Annotated in this window: 11 protein-coding genes; 8 read left to right on the top strand and 3 right to left on the bottom strand. The window is 63.4% G+C overall.

Features of this window, described 5'->3' with window-relative positions:
- Positions 1-177: 177 nt before the first annotated feature.
- Positions 178-1,512, bottom strand: a complete 1,335-nt coding sequence (locus HU806_RS23275; RefSeq protein WP_186614794.1) for a lysine N(6)-hydroxylase/L-ornithine N(5)-oxygenase family protein — start codon at positions 1,510-1,512, stop codon at positions 178-180.
- A 144-nt stretch (positions 1,513-1,656) separates the two neighbouring features.
- Complete coding sequence (locus HU806_RS23270; RefSeq protein WP_186614792.1) at positions 1,657-2,139, bottom strand: sigma-70 family RNA polymerase sigma factor; 483 nt, start codon at positions 2,137-2,139, stop codon at positions 1,657-1,659.
- A 421-nt stretch (positions 2,140-2,560) separates the two neighbouring features.
- Here HU806_RS23270 and HU806_RS23265 point away from each other — a divergent pair, with 421 nt between their 5' ends.
- The 4 genes from HU806_RS23265 (at position 2,561) to HU806_RS23250 (ending at position 7,960) form a co-directional block, all read left to right on the top strand.
- Entirely contained in the window at positions 2,561-3,709 is a 1,149-nt protein-coding gene (locus tag HU806_RS23265; RefSeq protein ID WP_186614790.1) for an efflux RND transporter periplasmic adaptor subunit, read from the top strand.
- Position 3,710: 1 nt separating this feature from the next.
- The gene (locus HU806_RS23260) at positions 3,711-5,681 is read left to right on the top strand and encodes a MacB family efflux pump subunit (RefSeq protein ID WP_186614788.1); all 1,971 of its coding nucleotides are present in this window, start codon (positions 3,711-3,713) and stop codon (positions 5,679-5,681) included.
- 10 nt (positions 5,682-5,691) lie between these two features.
- Positions 5,692-7,092 carry an efflux transporter outer membrane subunit gene (locus HU806_RS23255; protein WP_186614785.1) on the top strand — a complete coding sequence of 467 codons (1,401 nt, stop codon included), beginning with the start codon at positions 5,692-5,694 and terminating at the stop codon, positions 7,090-7,092.
- Positions 7,093-7,633: 541 nt separating this feature from the next.
- A complete protein-coding gene (locus HU806_RS23250) occupies positions 7,634-7,960 on the top strand; it encodes a DUF6124 family protein (protein ID WP_186614783.1) in 327 nt (108 codons plus the stop codon).
- Between the two features lie 184 nt (positions 7,961-8,144).
- Here the strand turns inward: HU806_RS23250 and pvdP are convergent, their stop codons facing one another.
- On the bottom strand, positions 8,145-9,761 hold the full coding sequence (pvdP, locus tag HU806_RS23245; RefSeq protein WP_186614781.1) for a pyoverdine maturation tyrosinase PvdP: 1,617 nt from the start codon (positions 9,759-9,761) through the stop codon (positions 8,145-8,147).
- 204 nt (positions 9,762-9,965) lie between these two features.
- Here pvdP and pvdM point away from each other — a divergent pair, with 204 nt between their 5' ends.
- The 4 genes from pvdM (at position 9,966) to HU806_RS23225 (ending at position 15,248) form a co-directional block, all read left to right on the top strand.
- Complete coding sequence (gene pvdM / locus HU806_RS23240) at positions 9,966-11,336, top strand: pyoverdine-tailoring dipeptidase-like protein PvdM (protein ID WP_186614779.1); 1,371 nt, start codon at positions 9,966-9,968, stop codon at positions 11,334-11,336.
- Positions 11,333-12,613 (top strand): pyoverdine-tailoring periplasmic protein PvdN, encoded by a 1,281-nt coding sequence (gene pvdN, locus HU806_RS23235; protein WP_186614777.1) that lies wholly within the window; start codon positions 11,333-11,335, stop codon positions 12,611-12,613. The genes pvdM and pvdN overlap by 4 nt, the downstream gene beginning before the upstream one ends.
- 23 nt (positions 12,614-12,636) lie before the next feature.
- On the top strand, positions 12,637-13,512 hold the full coding sequence (gene pvdO, locus HU806_RS23230) for a dihydropyoverdine dehydrogenase (RefSeq protein ID WP_186614775.1): 876 nt from the start codon (positions 12,637-12,639) through the stop codon (positions 13,510-13,512).
- Positions 13,513-13,589: 77 nt separating this feature from the next.
- Positions 13,590-15,248: a cyclic peptide export ABC transporter gene (locus tag HU806_RS23225; protein WP_186614773.1), complete on the top strand. Its 1,659-nt coding sequence runs from the start codon at positions 13,590-13,592 to the stop codon at positions 15,246-15,248.
- Positions 15,249-15,265: the final 17 nt, after the last annotated feature.

Here is a 15,265-nt window from a genome sequence, read left to right as displayed (position 1 = left end):
ATCGGCCCGGAGCGCTACAGGCTAGCGCCCGGCTGATAGGTTCGAACTGCCAAAGCGAGGGAACAGCGAACCGTCAACGTACCCGCCAGCCGAAACCAGGAGGCACGTTGAGAGTGTAGGAAGTTTCTGAGGAATTTCCCGGCGAGTGTGGAATTGGGACTATTTCGTTGCCGAGCCCTACGCGGTGGCTAGCTTCAGCTCGCCCACCGAATGCCCCTGTCCGCGAAGGTTGCCGTGTTCATAGAGAGAGCCGGCGATTTCATCGGCGCGCACCGGCAGGATCGACAACAAGGTGTCGCTCAGGCCATGGCTGGCCTGGCAGAAACCCTGCATGTAGATCGCGGCCTTGCAGCGCTCGTCGGTGATCAACTTGTAGTTGCGATCCACCTCGAAATCTCCCAGGTACGGTGCCAGCGGCTCCAGCAACGTACGGTGCATCTGCCGCTCGTAACCGGTGGCGAGCACCACCGCGTCATAGCGGCGCACCGTCAGTTCACCGGTGGCGTTGTTGCGCACCGCCAGTTCCACGCCGGCGTCAGTGGCGGTGGCTTTCTTCACCGTAGTGAGGGTGCGGAACGCGTGGCGCGCCACGCCCGAAACTTTCTGCCGATAGAAAATTCCGTAGATGCGTTCGATCAGGTCAATGTCCACCACCGAATAATTGGTGTTGTGGTACTCGTTGACCAAGCGCTCGCGCTCGCTGTGGGGTTGCTGGAACACCAGGTCGGTGAATTCCGGGGAGAACACTTCGTTGACGAACGGGCTGTCGTCCGCCGGCTTGAGGGCCGAGCCGCGCAGGATCATGTCGACCTGTACCGATGGGAAGCTGTCGTTGAGGTCAATGAAGGCCTCCGCGGCGCTTTGCCCGCCGCCGATAATGGCGATGCTCATTGGCTGGCCGCTGACGCACCGTTGGGTCGCCATGCGCTCCAGGTATTGAGAATGGTGGAAGACCCGGGCGTCATTCTTGAAGCCTTTGAACGCTTCGGGAATACGTGGCGTGCCACCGGCGCTGACCACCACCGAACGGGTGATGCGTACGAATTCCTCACCCTGCCCGCTACGGGAAATCACCCGCAGCGCTTCGACTTGCTGGTTGTGCAGCACCGGTTCGATGCGCAGCACTTCTTCGCCGTAGCGGCTTTGCCCGGCAAACTGCGCCGCGACCCAACGCAGGTAATCGTTGTACTCCATGCGGCACGGGTAGAAGGTTCCCAGGTTGATGAAATCAACCAGGCGGCCATGGTGCTTGAGGTAATTGACGAACGAATAGGGACTGGTGGGATTGCGCAGGGTCACCAGGTCCTTGAGGAACGAAATCTGCAGCTCGCTCTGGGTCACCAGGGTGTTGCCATGCCAGCGATAGTCGGCCTGTTTGTCGAGGAACAGCACATCCAGCTCGCCCTGGACCGGGCCGCGCTCCTGAAGCGCAATGGCCAGCGCCAGGTTCGAGGGGCCGAAGCCGATGCCGATCAAGTCGTGAACGTTGGGCGCAGCAATTGCCTGAGTCATGTCCAGTGTCCTCTGGAGAAGCCCCTCAACAGGGCGCGAAAGCCTGGGTGACTCGCCCGGCCCGCGTAAGGCCGTCAAGTCGTCTGTTGAGAGGAACGAGGACGGTGTAGGGAAATTTACCGCTGCGCGATCAGTGAAGGTGAATCAAGGCGCGTCCCACTGCCGCACGCGCACGCGACAATGCTTCATGGCGTTGACGATGTGCTTCTCCACCAACGCCCGGGAAATGCCAAGGCGCTCGGCGATCTGCGCATGGGACAAGCCTTCGAGCTTGCGCAGCAGGAAGCTCTCGCGACACAGCGGTGGCAACTCGGCCAAGGCCCGTTGCAGCATGCCCAGGCGCTGGCCGTGGTCGAGGCTGGTATGGGGCGACGGGGTGAAGAAGCGCTCCTCGCTGTCCAATACGTCGAGCGATTCGACCTGGCGCAGTGTATTGCGCCGATGGCCGTCGATCACCAGGTTCAATGCGGTGCGATAAAGGAACGCCCGGGGTTGCTCGATGGGCGTATCACTGGCGCGCTCCAGTACCCGCACGTAGGCGTCATGCACCACATCCTCGGCCGCCTGGCGGTTGCCTAGCCTGGCGTTCAGGAAACACACCAGTTCGCGATAGTAGTTTTCCAACATGACTCCCGTGCGCAATGTCTGCGACAACTATCCCTGTGCCAACCGGCATGCCGGAAAAAGGCATGGCACGATAGTGGCATATTCAATCGCGTAATTTATAGTAATTCTCATATAGATTTAAAGCTTTGGTTTGTATCAAGGCGGCTTCGTTTATTCCCATTAGCCCAGGTATTTGCTTTTGTGGCGAGGGAGCTTGCTCCCGCTGGCCTGCGCAGCAGACCCAAGGCAGGCGACATCTTTAAAACTGGGGCTCAGTTTTGGGGCCGCTTCGCGGCCCAGCGGGAGCAAGCTCCCTCGCCACGGGGTTAGTGTCGTTCAATTGGTACCCGCTAAATTCCCGCCCGTAACGCTCGTCTACCAGAACAGCCCCCCGTCCCTGCTGCTCCTGCGACGGGCCCGATATCACTGGCCGGAACCCTGCATGAACCGTCCCCGCCTCACCCGACCCGCCTGGCTCCTGACCTTCGCCCTGCTGCCAGCCGTGGCCTTCGCCGCTTGGCAAGCGGTCATACCAAATCGTGCTCCCCTTGCCACCGCCCCCGTCACCCGTGGCGATATCGAAAACAGCGTCACCGCCCTTGGCACCCTGCAACCACGGCGTTATGTGGACGTAGGCGCCCAGGCCTCGGGGCAGATCCAGAAGATCCATGTCGAAGCCGGTGACGAGGTCCACGAAGGCCAGCTATTGGTAGAAATCGACCCGTCCACGCAAAAAGCCAGGCTCGACGCCGGGCGCTTTTCTATCGAAAACCTCAAGGCCCAGCTCCAGGAACAGCGCGCTCAACACGACCTGGCACAGCAGAAATTCCGTCGCCAACAGCAACTCAAGGCCGGCGGCGCCACTCGCGAAGAAGATGTGCAGACCGCCCAGGCCGAAGTGCGGGCGACCCAGGCGCGCATCGATATGTTCCAAGCGCAGATCCGCCAGGCCCAGGCCAGTTTGCGCAGCGACGAGGCCGAGTTGGGCTACACGCGCATTTATGCGCCGATGAGCGGCACCGTCGTCGCCATCGGTGCCCGGGAAGGCCAGACCCTCAACGCCCAGCAGCAAACCCCGCTGATCCTGCGCATTGCGCGGCTGTCGCCGATGACGGTCTGGGCCGAAGTCTCGGAAGCCGACATCGGCCACGTCAAGCCGGGCATGACCGCCTACTTCACGACATTGGCCGGTGGCAGCCGGCGCTGGAGCAGCACCGTGCGGCAGATCCTCCCGGTGCCGCCACGCCCGCTGGAAGCCAGCCAGGGCGGCGGCCCTACCGGTGGCCGCAGCGGCAGCGAGCGGGTGGTGCTCTACACGGTGTTGCTGGACGTCGATAACGCCGACCGCGCGCTGATGACCGACATGACCGCCCAGGTATTTTTCGTCGCCGCCCAAGCCAAGGACGTGCTGACCGTGCCCATCGCCGCGTTGCGGGACGCCGATCAGGTACGGGTGCAGGCCGACAACGGCGACGTCCAGCCGCGCACCGTTCGCACCGGCGTCAGCGACCGCCTGCGCACGCAGATTCTCGACGGCCTGAACGAAGGCGACCGGGTGCTGATCGGACCGGCCAGCGGCAACGGGGGCTGAAATGGATACGCCCCTCATCGAACTGCGGGACATTCGCAAGGCCTACGGCGGCGGCGACAGCCCACGGGTGGAAGTCTTGCGTGGCATCGACTTGTCGATCCAGGCGGGGGAGTTCCTGGCGATTGTCGGGGCGTCCGGCTCCGGTAAATCGACGCTGATGAATATCCTCGGCTGCCTCGACCGTCCCACCAGTGGCGAGTATCGTTTCGCCGGCGAAGACGTCGCCGGCCTGGGCAGCGACGAACTCGCCTGGCTGCGGCGCGAAGCGTTTGGCTTCGTGTTCCAGGGCTACCACCTGATCCCTTCCGGCAGCGCCCAGGAAAACGTCGAGATGCCGGCCATCTACGCCGGCACTTCGGCCGCCGAGCGCCACGCCCGGGCCAGCGCCCTGCTCGAACGCCTCGGGTTGGCGAGCCGCACCGGCAACCGTCCCCACCAGCTGTCCGGCGGGCAGCAACAGCGGGTATCGATTGCCCGGGCCTTGATGAACGGCGGGCACATCATCCTCGCCGACGAACCCACCGGCGCGCTCGACAGCCAGAGCGGGATCGAGGTCATGGCGCTACTCGACGAACTGGCGAGCCAGGGTCATGTGGTGATCCTGATCACCCACGATCGCGAGGTGGCCGCACGGGCCAAACGCATCATCGAAATCCGCGATGGGCTGATCATCAGCGACAGTGCCACCGCTTCGCCGAGCGTCCCACAAGCCAATCCGAACGCATTGCAAGCGGTGGACCTGCGCCAGCGCCTGAGCGCCGGCAGCGAGCACAACGGTGCCTGGAAAGGTGAGCTGCTCGACGCGGTACAAGCGGCGTGGCGAGTGATGTGGATCAACCGCTTTCGCACCGCCCTGACCTTGCTCGGCATCGTCATCGGCGTGGCCTCGGTGGTGGTGATGCTGGCCGTGGGCGAAGGCAGCAAGCGCCAGGTCATGGCCCAGATGGGCGCCTTCGGCTCGAACATTATCTACCTCAACGGCACGGCACCCAATCCGCGCGCCACCAAGGGCATCATCAGCGAACACGACATTGCCGCCCTCGCCGCCCTGCCGGAAGTGCAGCGCATCATGCCGGTCAACGGCAACAACGCCAATGTGCGTTTTGGCAACCTCGACCACACCAGCTATGTGGGCGGCAACGACACCAACTTCCCGACCATTTTCAATTGGCCGGTGGCCCAGGGCAGTTACTTCAGCGAGACCGACGAACGCAGCGCAGCAGCGGTAGCCGTGATCGGCTACAAGGTCCGGCAGAAGTTGCTCAAGGATGTCGTCGATCCCATCGGCCGCTACATCCTGATCGAAAACGTACCATTCCAGGTCGTCGGCGTGCTGGCCGAAAAAGGCGCCAGCTCCGGCGACTCGGACGCCGACAATCGCATCGCGGTGCCCTATTCCGCCGCCAGCGTGCGCTTGTTCGGCACCCGCCATCCTGAATACGTAGTGATCGCGGCGCGGGACGCAGGCAAGGTCAAGGAAGCCGAGGACGCCGTTTCCCGCACCCTGTTGCGACTGCATGACGGCAAGCAGGATTTCGAGCTGACCAACAACGCCGCGATGATCCAGGCCGAGGCCCGCACCCAAGGCACGCTGTCGCTGATGCTCGGGGCCATTGCGGCGATTTCATTGCTGGTGGGCGGCATCGGCGTGATGAACATCATGCTCATGACGGTGCGCGAACGGACTCGGGAGATCGGCATCCGCATGGCCACCGGCGCCCGCCAGCGCGACATTCTGCGCCAGTTCCTGACTGAAGCGGTGATGCTCTCCGTGGTCGGTGGACTGGCCGGCATCGGCCTGGCCTTGCTGGTGGGCGGCGCATTGCTGCTGGGCAAGATCGCCGTGGCCTTCGAATGGCTGGCGGTGTTCGGCGCCTTCGGTTGCGCGCTGATCACTGGCGTCGTCTTCGGTTTCATGCCCGCCCGCAAGGCGGCTCGCCTCGACCCGGTCGCGGCCCTCACCAGTGAATGAATCCTTCTCTATGAAAGCGCACCTGCCCCTTCTGGCCGCCAGCCTGTTGCTGGCGGCCTGCGCCACTCCTGCGTCGGCACCGGACAGCGGAATCCAGCCGCCCCAGGCCTGGCAGAACCTCGACACCGCTGGCAGCCGAGCGGATAACCAGCAATGGTGGACGCATTTCGGCAGTCCGCAACTCGATCAATTGATCGAACAGGCACGCTTGGGCAGCTTCGACTTGGCCGCGGCCATGGCCCGGGTGCGCCAGGCCCAGGCCAGCGCGGTGATCGCCGGCGCGCCGTTGCTGCCCGCGGTCACGGCCGGACTCAACGGCAATCGCCAGGAATTGTTGCGCGGCAAAGGCTACAGCCAACTGGACGTCGACCGGGACAACCGCACCATCGATTACTACGACGCCAACCTCAGCGCCAGCTATGAGCTGGATTTCTGGGGCGGCAAGCGGGCGGCCCGGGACAGCGCGCAGAGCTCGCTGTCGGCCAGCCAGTTCGACCGGGCGACGGTGGAGCTGACCTTGCTCAGCGGCGTCGCCAACAGTTACACCCAAGCTTTATCGCTGCGCGAACAACAGCGCATCGCCGAACTGAACCTGACCAACGCACAAAACGTCTTGAAGCTGGTGCAAACCCGCTACGACGCCGGCAGCGCCACGGCCCTGGAGCTGTCCCAGCAAAAAAGCCTGGTGGCGACCCAACAACGCCGCGTGCCGCAAGTGCAGCAGCAGGCACGGGAGGCGTTGATCACCCTCGCGGCCTTATTGGGCCGACCGGTGCAGTCGCTCCAGCTCGACAACGAACAGTTCGACCGCTTGCACTGGCCCGCCATCGACGCCGGCGTGCCCAGCGAGCTGCTGCGCCGCCGCCCCGACATCGCCGCAGCCGAAGCACGCCTCGCCGCCGCCCAGGCCGATATCACCGTGGCCCGCGCCGCCATGCTGCCCTCGGTCACCCTGGGCCTGAGCTTGGCCACCGGCGCCGACATCGCCGACCAATTGCTGCGCAACAACGTCTACAACCTCGGTGCCGGCCTGACCGCACCGATCTTCAACAACGGCCGCCTGCGGGCCGAACGGGACAGGGCCAGCGCCCGGCAAGAAGAATTGCTGGAAACCTATCGCGCAGCGATCGTGAACGGCTTCGCCGACGTCGAAAAAGCCTTGAACAGCATCAACGGATTGGATCAGCAACGGCAATGGCAGACCGAAGAACTGCACCAGGCCCAGACCGCCTTCGACATCGCCCAGAGCCGCTACCAGGCCGGCGCCGAAGACCTGCTCACCGTGCTCGAAACACAACGCACGTTGTACGCGGCACAGGACATGAACGTGCAACTGCGGTTGGCGCGGGTGCAGGCGAGCGTGGCGTTGTACAAGGCGTTGGGTGGGGGTTGGCGGGTGGAGCCGATCTAAAGCCAAGCACCACCGTGGCGAGGGAGCTTGCTCCCGCTGGGCCGGTCCGACGCCTCGGGCGTAGCAGCCCCAATGGCAAGCGCATCGGTGGGTCAGGTGTTTTGAGGCGGCTGGTTCTGGGGCCGCTGCGCAGCCCAGCGGGAGCAAGCTCCCTCGCCACGGGTAATTCGTCTCGTCAAAAATAGTGTTCGGCTCGGGTTCTGTTTATCGGGCTATGTAGGACACCCGAGCGAGGCTACGTTGCCTTGCGTCATTGCCTACAACTACGCCAGAATCCGCCGGCTTGTGCGCTTGGCCACCTGTCGATAAGTTGTTTCCCGTCACTGCCCATCAGTGAACGGGTCTGCAAGCCCGACGAAATACCAGGCGCATAGCCACAAGCCAATCGACACATCCGTGTCGCTCAATGGCGGCTGTGTGCGGGAGACCTTCGGGTCTGCCGGGTTCCTGGTTTCCCGGTCTTGCAGACCTGCACATAGCTGCCACCCATCATCTGCAAGTGATGTCTGGCAGCACCTTGTAAATAATCAGGAGCTGCAGAATGTTCAAGATCACCCCCAATCCCCCCGAAGACGATTCCAGGAAACTCAACGAAGCCGCCGACCGCGCCCTCGCCTTTTACCTCGATCCCAAACCTGAAAAACCCAATCCACCGCCGGGCCAGCTATTCACCGTGGCGGAAGGCGCGGACATGGAATGCCTGTTGGCCAACCTCAGCGAAACCCTCGCCTCGGTGAATGTCATGGCCAGCGAGTTGGCGTTTGATTTGGAAGGCTCGCGACGGAGTTTCGCGCTGGCGATCCAGCAGATGATCGAACTCGGTGAGCTATTGGCGAACCGCGCCCTGGACATCGCCGCGCCGCGCTAGAAACCTCAGGCCGAGTGAAACCCGTGGCGAGGGAGCTTGCTCCCGCTGGGCTGCGTAGCAGCCCCAATGGCCAACACCTTGGTGGGTCAGGTGTTTTGAGGGGGATAGGTTTTGGGGGCCGCTGCGCAGCCCAGCGGGAGCAAGCTCCCTCGCCACAAAAGCAGGTGTTGCGCACAAGGAAACATTAAACCGGCTTGGACTTGAGATTCCGCGCATACCAAGGCCGTTGCGGCACGCGGCGAAACAGTTGGGACAGCTTGGCATCGTCGCTTCCAAACGTGATGCGCAACGCCAGTTTCATGGTTTCCGGGTCCATCTCTACCGAGCGTCCGCCCTGCAACCCCGGCGTGGTGCTGCACCCGTGGGTGTCCGGTCCCAGCCAGGGGTCGGCGATTTCGACCCAGCGACCCGGCGCGAACCAAGGCACGCCGTTGACCTCGAGCCGGCTCACTTCGCCCGGATGGAAACGTTCGTGGGCGCGGTACCAGTCTTCGAGGCGATCGTCGATCCAACCGTGGAAAGCCCAGAACACCGGGCTTACATGGGAGGAAAACGGGTCACCGAGAAAGTCGTTTTCCGGCTCGAACCAACGCTGGGCGAAGTCCGCCGGATCGCGGGCGAACGGCACCGGGTGGCCGTTGGACGGATCCCGAGGCACCGAGGCCCAGCGCATGTGCAGCCAGTCGTGCAGGCCCAGTTCCACTTCCGAACCGAACTGGCCCAAGGTCAATTTCGACAGGTAGCGCGGGTCGCGATAGCGCGATTCCCAGACCTGGAAATTACTGTGATAGGTCTCGGCGGTCTTGATGTCGCTGACCCACTGGGCGTACTGCTCATCGCCACGGGCCAGCCAGGTCGGCGGCAGCGCCGTGCCATCGACGTTGTCGAAATACCGGGCAAACCCGAGGCGATCACGTTCCAGCTCCGGTTGCGGCAACGGAAAGCGTGGCCACGCCGGTAGCGGCTGGAACGAACGGGCCGTGCCCAGCATGTGCCGGTGCATGAAGAAGAAGTCCACGCCCGAGCCATTGCGATCTTTACGCTTGCCGCGAGCGTCACGTTCCTGACCTCTCGGGCCGGGCTGCCAGCCGATGCCACGCAAGGCATCTCGCTTGTCTTCGTCCAGGGTGTGCCATTTGTCCCGCGAGGCATGCCAGAGCTGATGGAACAGCCGGTGCTCGGGCGACACCAGCCAGGCCAGCAACGCCGGGCTCAGCGGTATGCGCTCACGAGCTTCAGGGAAACGCTGCTTGACCGCAACAAACTGATGGTCGAGTTCGGGCGACGCCAACGGACGATCCAGGCGCAACACCCGGCCGCTGAGCGTGGCCGTGCCGGCGTTGCCAAAGCCGGCCCAGACTTCGTCCAGGGTCATGATGAACTCGTAATCCGGCGCGTCATGCTCGGCGCCGATCAATCGCCAGCTCAGCTGCTTCGGATCGCTGCCGGCCAGGTCGCCCAATACGCGGTAGCGCGGTTCGTCCCCGGCGCGCAGGCGCTCGGCGGTGTCGAGGCAACCCACGAGGCCACGGCCCTTGTGGGCAATGTCGAGAAACACCTGCAGTCCATCGTCCGGCAGCCCGTCGAGCCCGGCATCGCGTCCGGTAAAACGGATCGTCCAGATGCCGCGCAGCGTGTTGGCACGGCGTTGACCCGCCACGTCCGCCACCTCGAACGAAGCCTCGCCGGGCGTGATGGTCGGGTCCGGCCGGGTCAGTTCACGGTGCCCGTAATACACCGCAGGCACGGCGGCACCGGTCAGCGCCAGGCCTGCCATGAACCATCGTCGAGAAATCGTCATTGCCTTACCTGTGTTCACCCTGGGGCGGGCTTTATCCAAGCTAGAACGTTGGCTGAGCGGACAAATTTAAGGCAAGAGAACAGCTTGGCTGCTGACGATGGCGATGATGCAGGCGCCTAAATTTCCCGCCCGACCGCTCGTTCCCCCCAGATAGCAAAGGCCCTCGAGCCTGTTCTTCCAAGGCGAACCAGACTGAGATCGGCAATGACAACACCACGTTCGAAAAAGGCTCTGTTCATCGGCGTGCCCCTGGCCCTGGCGCTGGTCGTCGGTGGCGGGCTCGCGGCCTGGGACCATTGGTGGCGGGACAATCCCGGCTACCCGGTCAAAGTGATGAAAGAGGCCAGGGAGTTGCACGAACGCCTGCTGTCCTTCGACAGCCACATCACCGTGCCGCTGGATTTCGGCACCGCCGGCAATGAAGCCGACAAGGACGGCAGCGGCCAGTTCGACCTGGTGAAAGCCAATCGTGGCCACTTGTCTGGCGCAGCCCTGACCATCTTCGGCTGGCCCGAGCTTTGGAATGGCCCCAACGCCCCGCACAAGCCCACCGCCGGCTTCGTCGAGGAGGCGCGCAACCAGCAGGAAGTGCGCTACAAAATCATCACCGGCATGGTCCGGGACTTTCCCAACCAGGTCGCCATCGCCTACACCCCGGATGACTTCCGGCGCCTGCACGGCGAAGGCAAATTCGCGATCTTCATCAGCATGCTCAACGCCTATCCACTGAGCAACGACCTGAACCTGCTCGACCTGTGGACGGCGCGGGGCATGCGCATGTTCGGCTTCAGCTACATCGGCAATAACGATTGGGCCGACTCTTCGCGGCCGCTGCCGTTCTTCAATGATTCGCCGGACGCCCTCGGCGGTCTCTCCGACATCGGCAAGCAAGCGGTGAAACGCCTGAACGACCTGGGGGTGATCATCGACGTGTCGCAGATGTCGACCCCGGCCCTGGAGCAAGTCGCGCAACTGAGCCGTACGCCGTTGGTGGCCTCCCATTCCGCGCCACGGGCGATGGTCGACATCCCACGCAACCTCAGCGACAAGGAAATGCAGCTGATCAAGGCCAGCGGCGGCGTGGTGCAAATTGTCGGTTTTTCCCAATACCTGCGCCCGCTGACGCAAAAGACCCAGGACAAACTCAACGCCCTGCGCGAGCGCTTCGACCTGCCGCCGCTGCCCAATCTGGCGATGGCGCTGATGCCGGGCGACCCGATCATTGCCGCATGGCCGGAACAGAAGTTCGGCGAATACGCCGGCCAGCTCTACGGCATCCTCGAAGACGAACCCAAGGCCAGCCTCAAGGACCTGGGCGATGCCATCGACTACACCGTGCGCAAGATCGGCATCGACCACGTCGGCATCAGCTCGGACTTCAACGAAGGCGGCGGCGTGAAGGGCTGGGAGAACGTCGGCGACATCCGCAACGTCACCGCCGAACTGCTGACGCGTGGCTACTCCGAGGCCGACATCGCCAAGCTCTGGGGCGCAAATTTCCTGCGGGTCTGGGATCAGGTCCAGAAAGCCGCCCGCCCCGCCATCGCCTCGACCCAGAAGGTCGGCCAGCCATGAACGAACGCCGCACGTTTCTCAAGCAAGCCGGGATTCTCGCCGCCGGCTTGCCGTTAGCCGCCAGCCTGCCATCCACTGCCGTTGCCGATCCGCTGCCGCCGCTGCCTCGGGACAAATGGGCGCAGTTGCGCTCGTTGTTCAACCAGGACCCGGACTACCTGCACTTCTCCAACTTCCTGATCACCACCCACCCGCGCCCGGTGCGCGAGGCCATCGAACGGCACCGTGCCGCGCTGGATAAAAACCCGGGGCTGTTGATGGACTGGGACTTGGGCGTCACCGAAGAGCGTGAGGAAAACGTCCGGACCTGGGCCGGCCGCTACCTGCAAGCGACCCCGAAACAGATCGCCCTGACCGGCAGCACCACCGAAGGCCTGGCGATGATTTACGGCGGCGTCCATGTACGGCCCGATCAGGAAATCCTCACCACCGCCCATGAACACTACGCCACCCACACCATTCTCGATTTGCGCAAGCAACGGGAAGGCACCCGGGTGCGCAAGATCAAACTGTTCGAAAACGCCCACAGCGCCAGCCATGATGAAATCCTCGCGGCCATCGACCACAACATTCGCCCTGAAACCCGCGTACTGGGCATGACCTGGGTGCATTCGGGCAGCGGCGTGAAGCTGCCGATCGGCAAGATCGGCGCCCTGGTGGACAAGCACAACCAGGGCCGCAGCGATGAACAGCGAATCATTTATGTGGTGGACGGCGTGCACGGTTTCGGCGTCGAGGACCTGGATTTTCCGGCGATGAATTGCGATTTCTTCATCGCCGGCACCCACAAATGGATGTTCGGTCCGCGCGGTACCGGCGTGGTGTGTAGCCGCAGCGAAGAGGTCAAGTACGTCACGCCGATCATTCCGACCTTCTCCGAGGCCACGGCGTTTTCCACCACCATGACGCCTGGCGGTTACCACGCCTTCGAACATCGCTGGGCGGCGGACGAGGCCTTCAAGTTGCATCTGCAACTGGGCAAGGCCGAGGTGCAGGCGCGCATTCACGCCCTCAACAGCTACTTGAAAAAACAACTGCTGGCACTGCCGCAAATCGAACTGGTCACGCCGCTGAGCCCCGAGCTGTCGGCGGGCTTCACCTTCTTCCGCGTCAAGGAGCGCAAGAGCGACGAAATCGCCGCCTACCTGATGCAGAACCGCGTGATTGCCGACGCCGTGCATCGCGATGCGGGGCCGGTGGTGCGCACCGCGCCGGGGCTGCTCAACAGCGAAGCCGAGATCGATCGCTTCATGACCTTGCTGGGCAAGACACTCTGAACCTGACTTATCGAGAGAGACGGATGAACAGTTTTTCGTTGAAGCTACTCCCGACACTGGCCCTCGCCGCCCTGCTGCCCTCCGGCGCTGAGGCCGCGCAACCGGGCCAGGTCTTTCGCGACTGCAAGGATTGCCCGGAAATGGTCGTGCTGCCCACCGGCACCTTCCAGATGGGCACCCCGGAAGACGAAGTGGGACGCGAGCCCGACGAAGGCCCGCTGCACCCGGTGACGTTCGCCAAGCCGCTGGCGATCAGCCGTTTCCAAGTGCTTGAAGGCGAGTGGTTCGCCTACCTTCAAGACAGCGGCTACGTGGTGCCCGATGGCGATAAGCGTCCCGGTCGCGCCTGCAAGGCCGGCGTCCCGGATTATCAGGGCAGCGACCCGCGCAAGCAGTACACCGACCGGCACCCGGCGGTGTGCATGGATTTCGCCGAGGCCAATGCCTACGTGGCCTGGCTGTCGAAAAAGACCGGCAAGCAGTACCGGTTGGTCAGCGAGTCCCTGCGCGAATACGCGGCACGCGGCGGCAGCAGCGGCCCGTTCCCCTTCCCCTTCGATGAAGGCAAGGACTACAGCATCGCTCAGCACGCCAACACCTATGGCGCGGCCGACGGCTACAACTTCACCGCCCCGGCCGGCAGCTTCGCGCCCAACGCCTTCGGGGTGTACGACATGCACGGCAACGTCTACGAATGGACCGCCGACTGCTTCAACGAGAACTACGCCGGCGCCCCAAGCGATGGCAGCGCCGCGCTGACAGGCAACTGCAAGATACGGCGCATTCGTGGCAACGATTGGGGCGAAGCGCCGGTGTTTTCCCGTTCGGGCAACCGCAATGCGGTGTATGCCGACGCACGCGGCGATTGGCTGGGGTTCCGGGTCGCCCGGGATATGTAAGCCGTGCCTACCTGCCTAGCGCCACTTAGCCCGTGCCTTGAACCATTGCCATCACCGGCCCAGAAAAGGGAACTCCCATGATCTCGAACTCCCGCGGTGCCCTGCGTGAAGTGCTCAGCCTGCTCAAGCCGTTCCGGCTGATTGTCGTGGCGTCGATCCTGCTCGGCATGTTGGGCGGACTGAGCATCACCGCCCTGCTGGCAACCATCAACGACGCCTTGAACGCCGATGCCGGGCCGACGCCCCAGGTGCTGGCAACCTTCGCCGGCCTGTGCGTGGCGGCGCTGCTGACGTCGATTCTGTCGGACATCGGCACCAACCACGTCGGCCAGAACATCATCGCCAGCCTGCGCAAATCCCTCGGCCAGAAAGTCCTGCTGGCGCCCATCGAGCAGATCGAGCGTTTTCGCAGTCATCGGCTCATCCCGATACTCACCCACGACGTCAACATGGTCAGCAACTTCGCGTTTTCCTTTGCGCCACTGGCCATCGCCTTCACCGTCACCCTTGGTTGCCTGGGCTACCTGGCCTACCTGTCATTGCCGATGTTTGCGCTGTTGCTGGTCGCGCTGGTGATCGGCACTGTCATCCAATACGTGGCGCGGGCCCGTGGCATCCGGGGGTTCGAAGCGGCCCGCGAGGCCGAAGACGCCTTGCAAAAGCACTACAGCGCAATCGCCGCCGGCGCCAAGGAACTGCGCATCCATCGCCCACGCCGCCAGCGCATGTTCAGCCAGCGTATCGAAGCCACCGCCGATCAGATCTGCGACACCAACATCCGCTCGGTCAACACCTTCGTGATCGCCAAGACCTTCGGCTCGATGCTGTTTTTCGTGGTCATCGGCTTGGTCCTGGCCTTGCAATCGCTGTGGTTGGGCACCGACAAAGCGGTGCTCAGCGGCTTCGTGCTGGTGTTGTTGTACATGAAGGGGCCGCTGGAATACCTGGTGATGACCCTGCCGGTGATCAGCCGCGCCAACATTGCCTTCAAGCGCATCGCCGAGCTGGCCAAGCAATTTTCTTCGCCGGAGCCGCACCTGCTGCTCAACGACAAGAGCGTCCCAAAGCCTGCGCTCCGGCAGCTGGAGTTGCGTGACGTGCATTACGCCTTCCCAGCGGTCGATGGCAGCCAGGCCTTCGCCCTCGGACCGGTCAACTTGTCCATCGCCCAGGGCGAGATTGTGTTCATAGTCGGCGAGAACGGTGGTGGCAAGACCACGCTGATCAAATTGCTGCTGGGGCTTTATTCGCCCCAGGGCGGCGAGATTCTCCTGGACGGCAAGCCGGTACTGGCTGCCGGCCGCGACGATTACCGTCAATTGTTCACGACGATTTTTGCCGACTACTACCTGTTCGATGAACTGGTACAAGGCGATCAACAGGTGCCTGAAGACGCCAACCGCTACCTGCAACGCCTGGAAATCGCCCATAAGGTCAGCATTCACGACGGTGTGTTCAGCACCACTGATCTTTCCACCGGACAGCGCAAGCGCCTGGCCCTGCTCAACGCCTGGCTGGAAGAGCGCCCGGTATTGGTCTTCGACGAATGGGCCGCCGACCAGGACCCGGTGTTCCGGCGGGTTTTCTACACCGAGCTGCTGCCGGAGCTGAAGGCCCTGGGCAAAACCATCATCGTCATTTCCCACGATGACCGTTACTTCGACATCGCCGACCAACTGGTCCGGATGCAGGCCGGCCAGGTCATCAGTGAAAAGACCCCGGCAGCCTTCGCCTGAACCTGCCGACGCAATGT

Source organism: Pseudomonas sp. SWRI154, assembly GCF_014268645.1.
GTDB lineage: Bacteria > Pseudomonadota > Gammaproteobacteria > Pseudomonadales > Pseudomonadaceae > Aquipseudomonas > Aquipseudomonas marvdashtae.
This window is presented reverse-complemented; position numbering and strand designations above follow the sequence as displayed.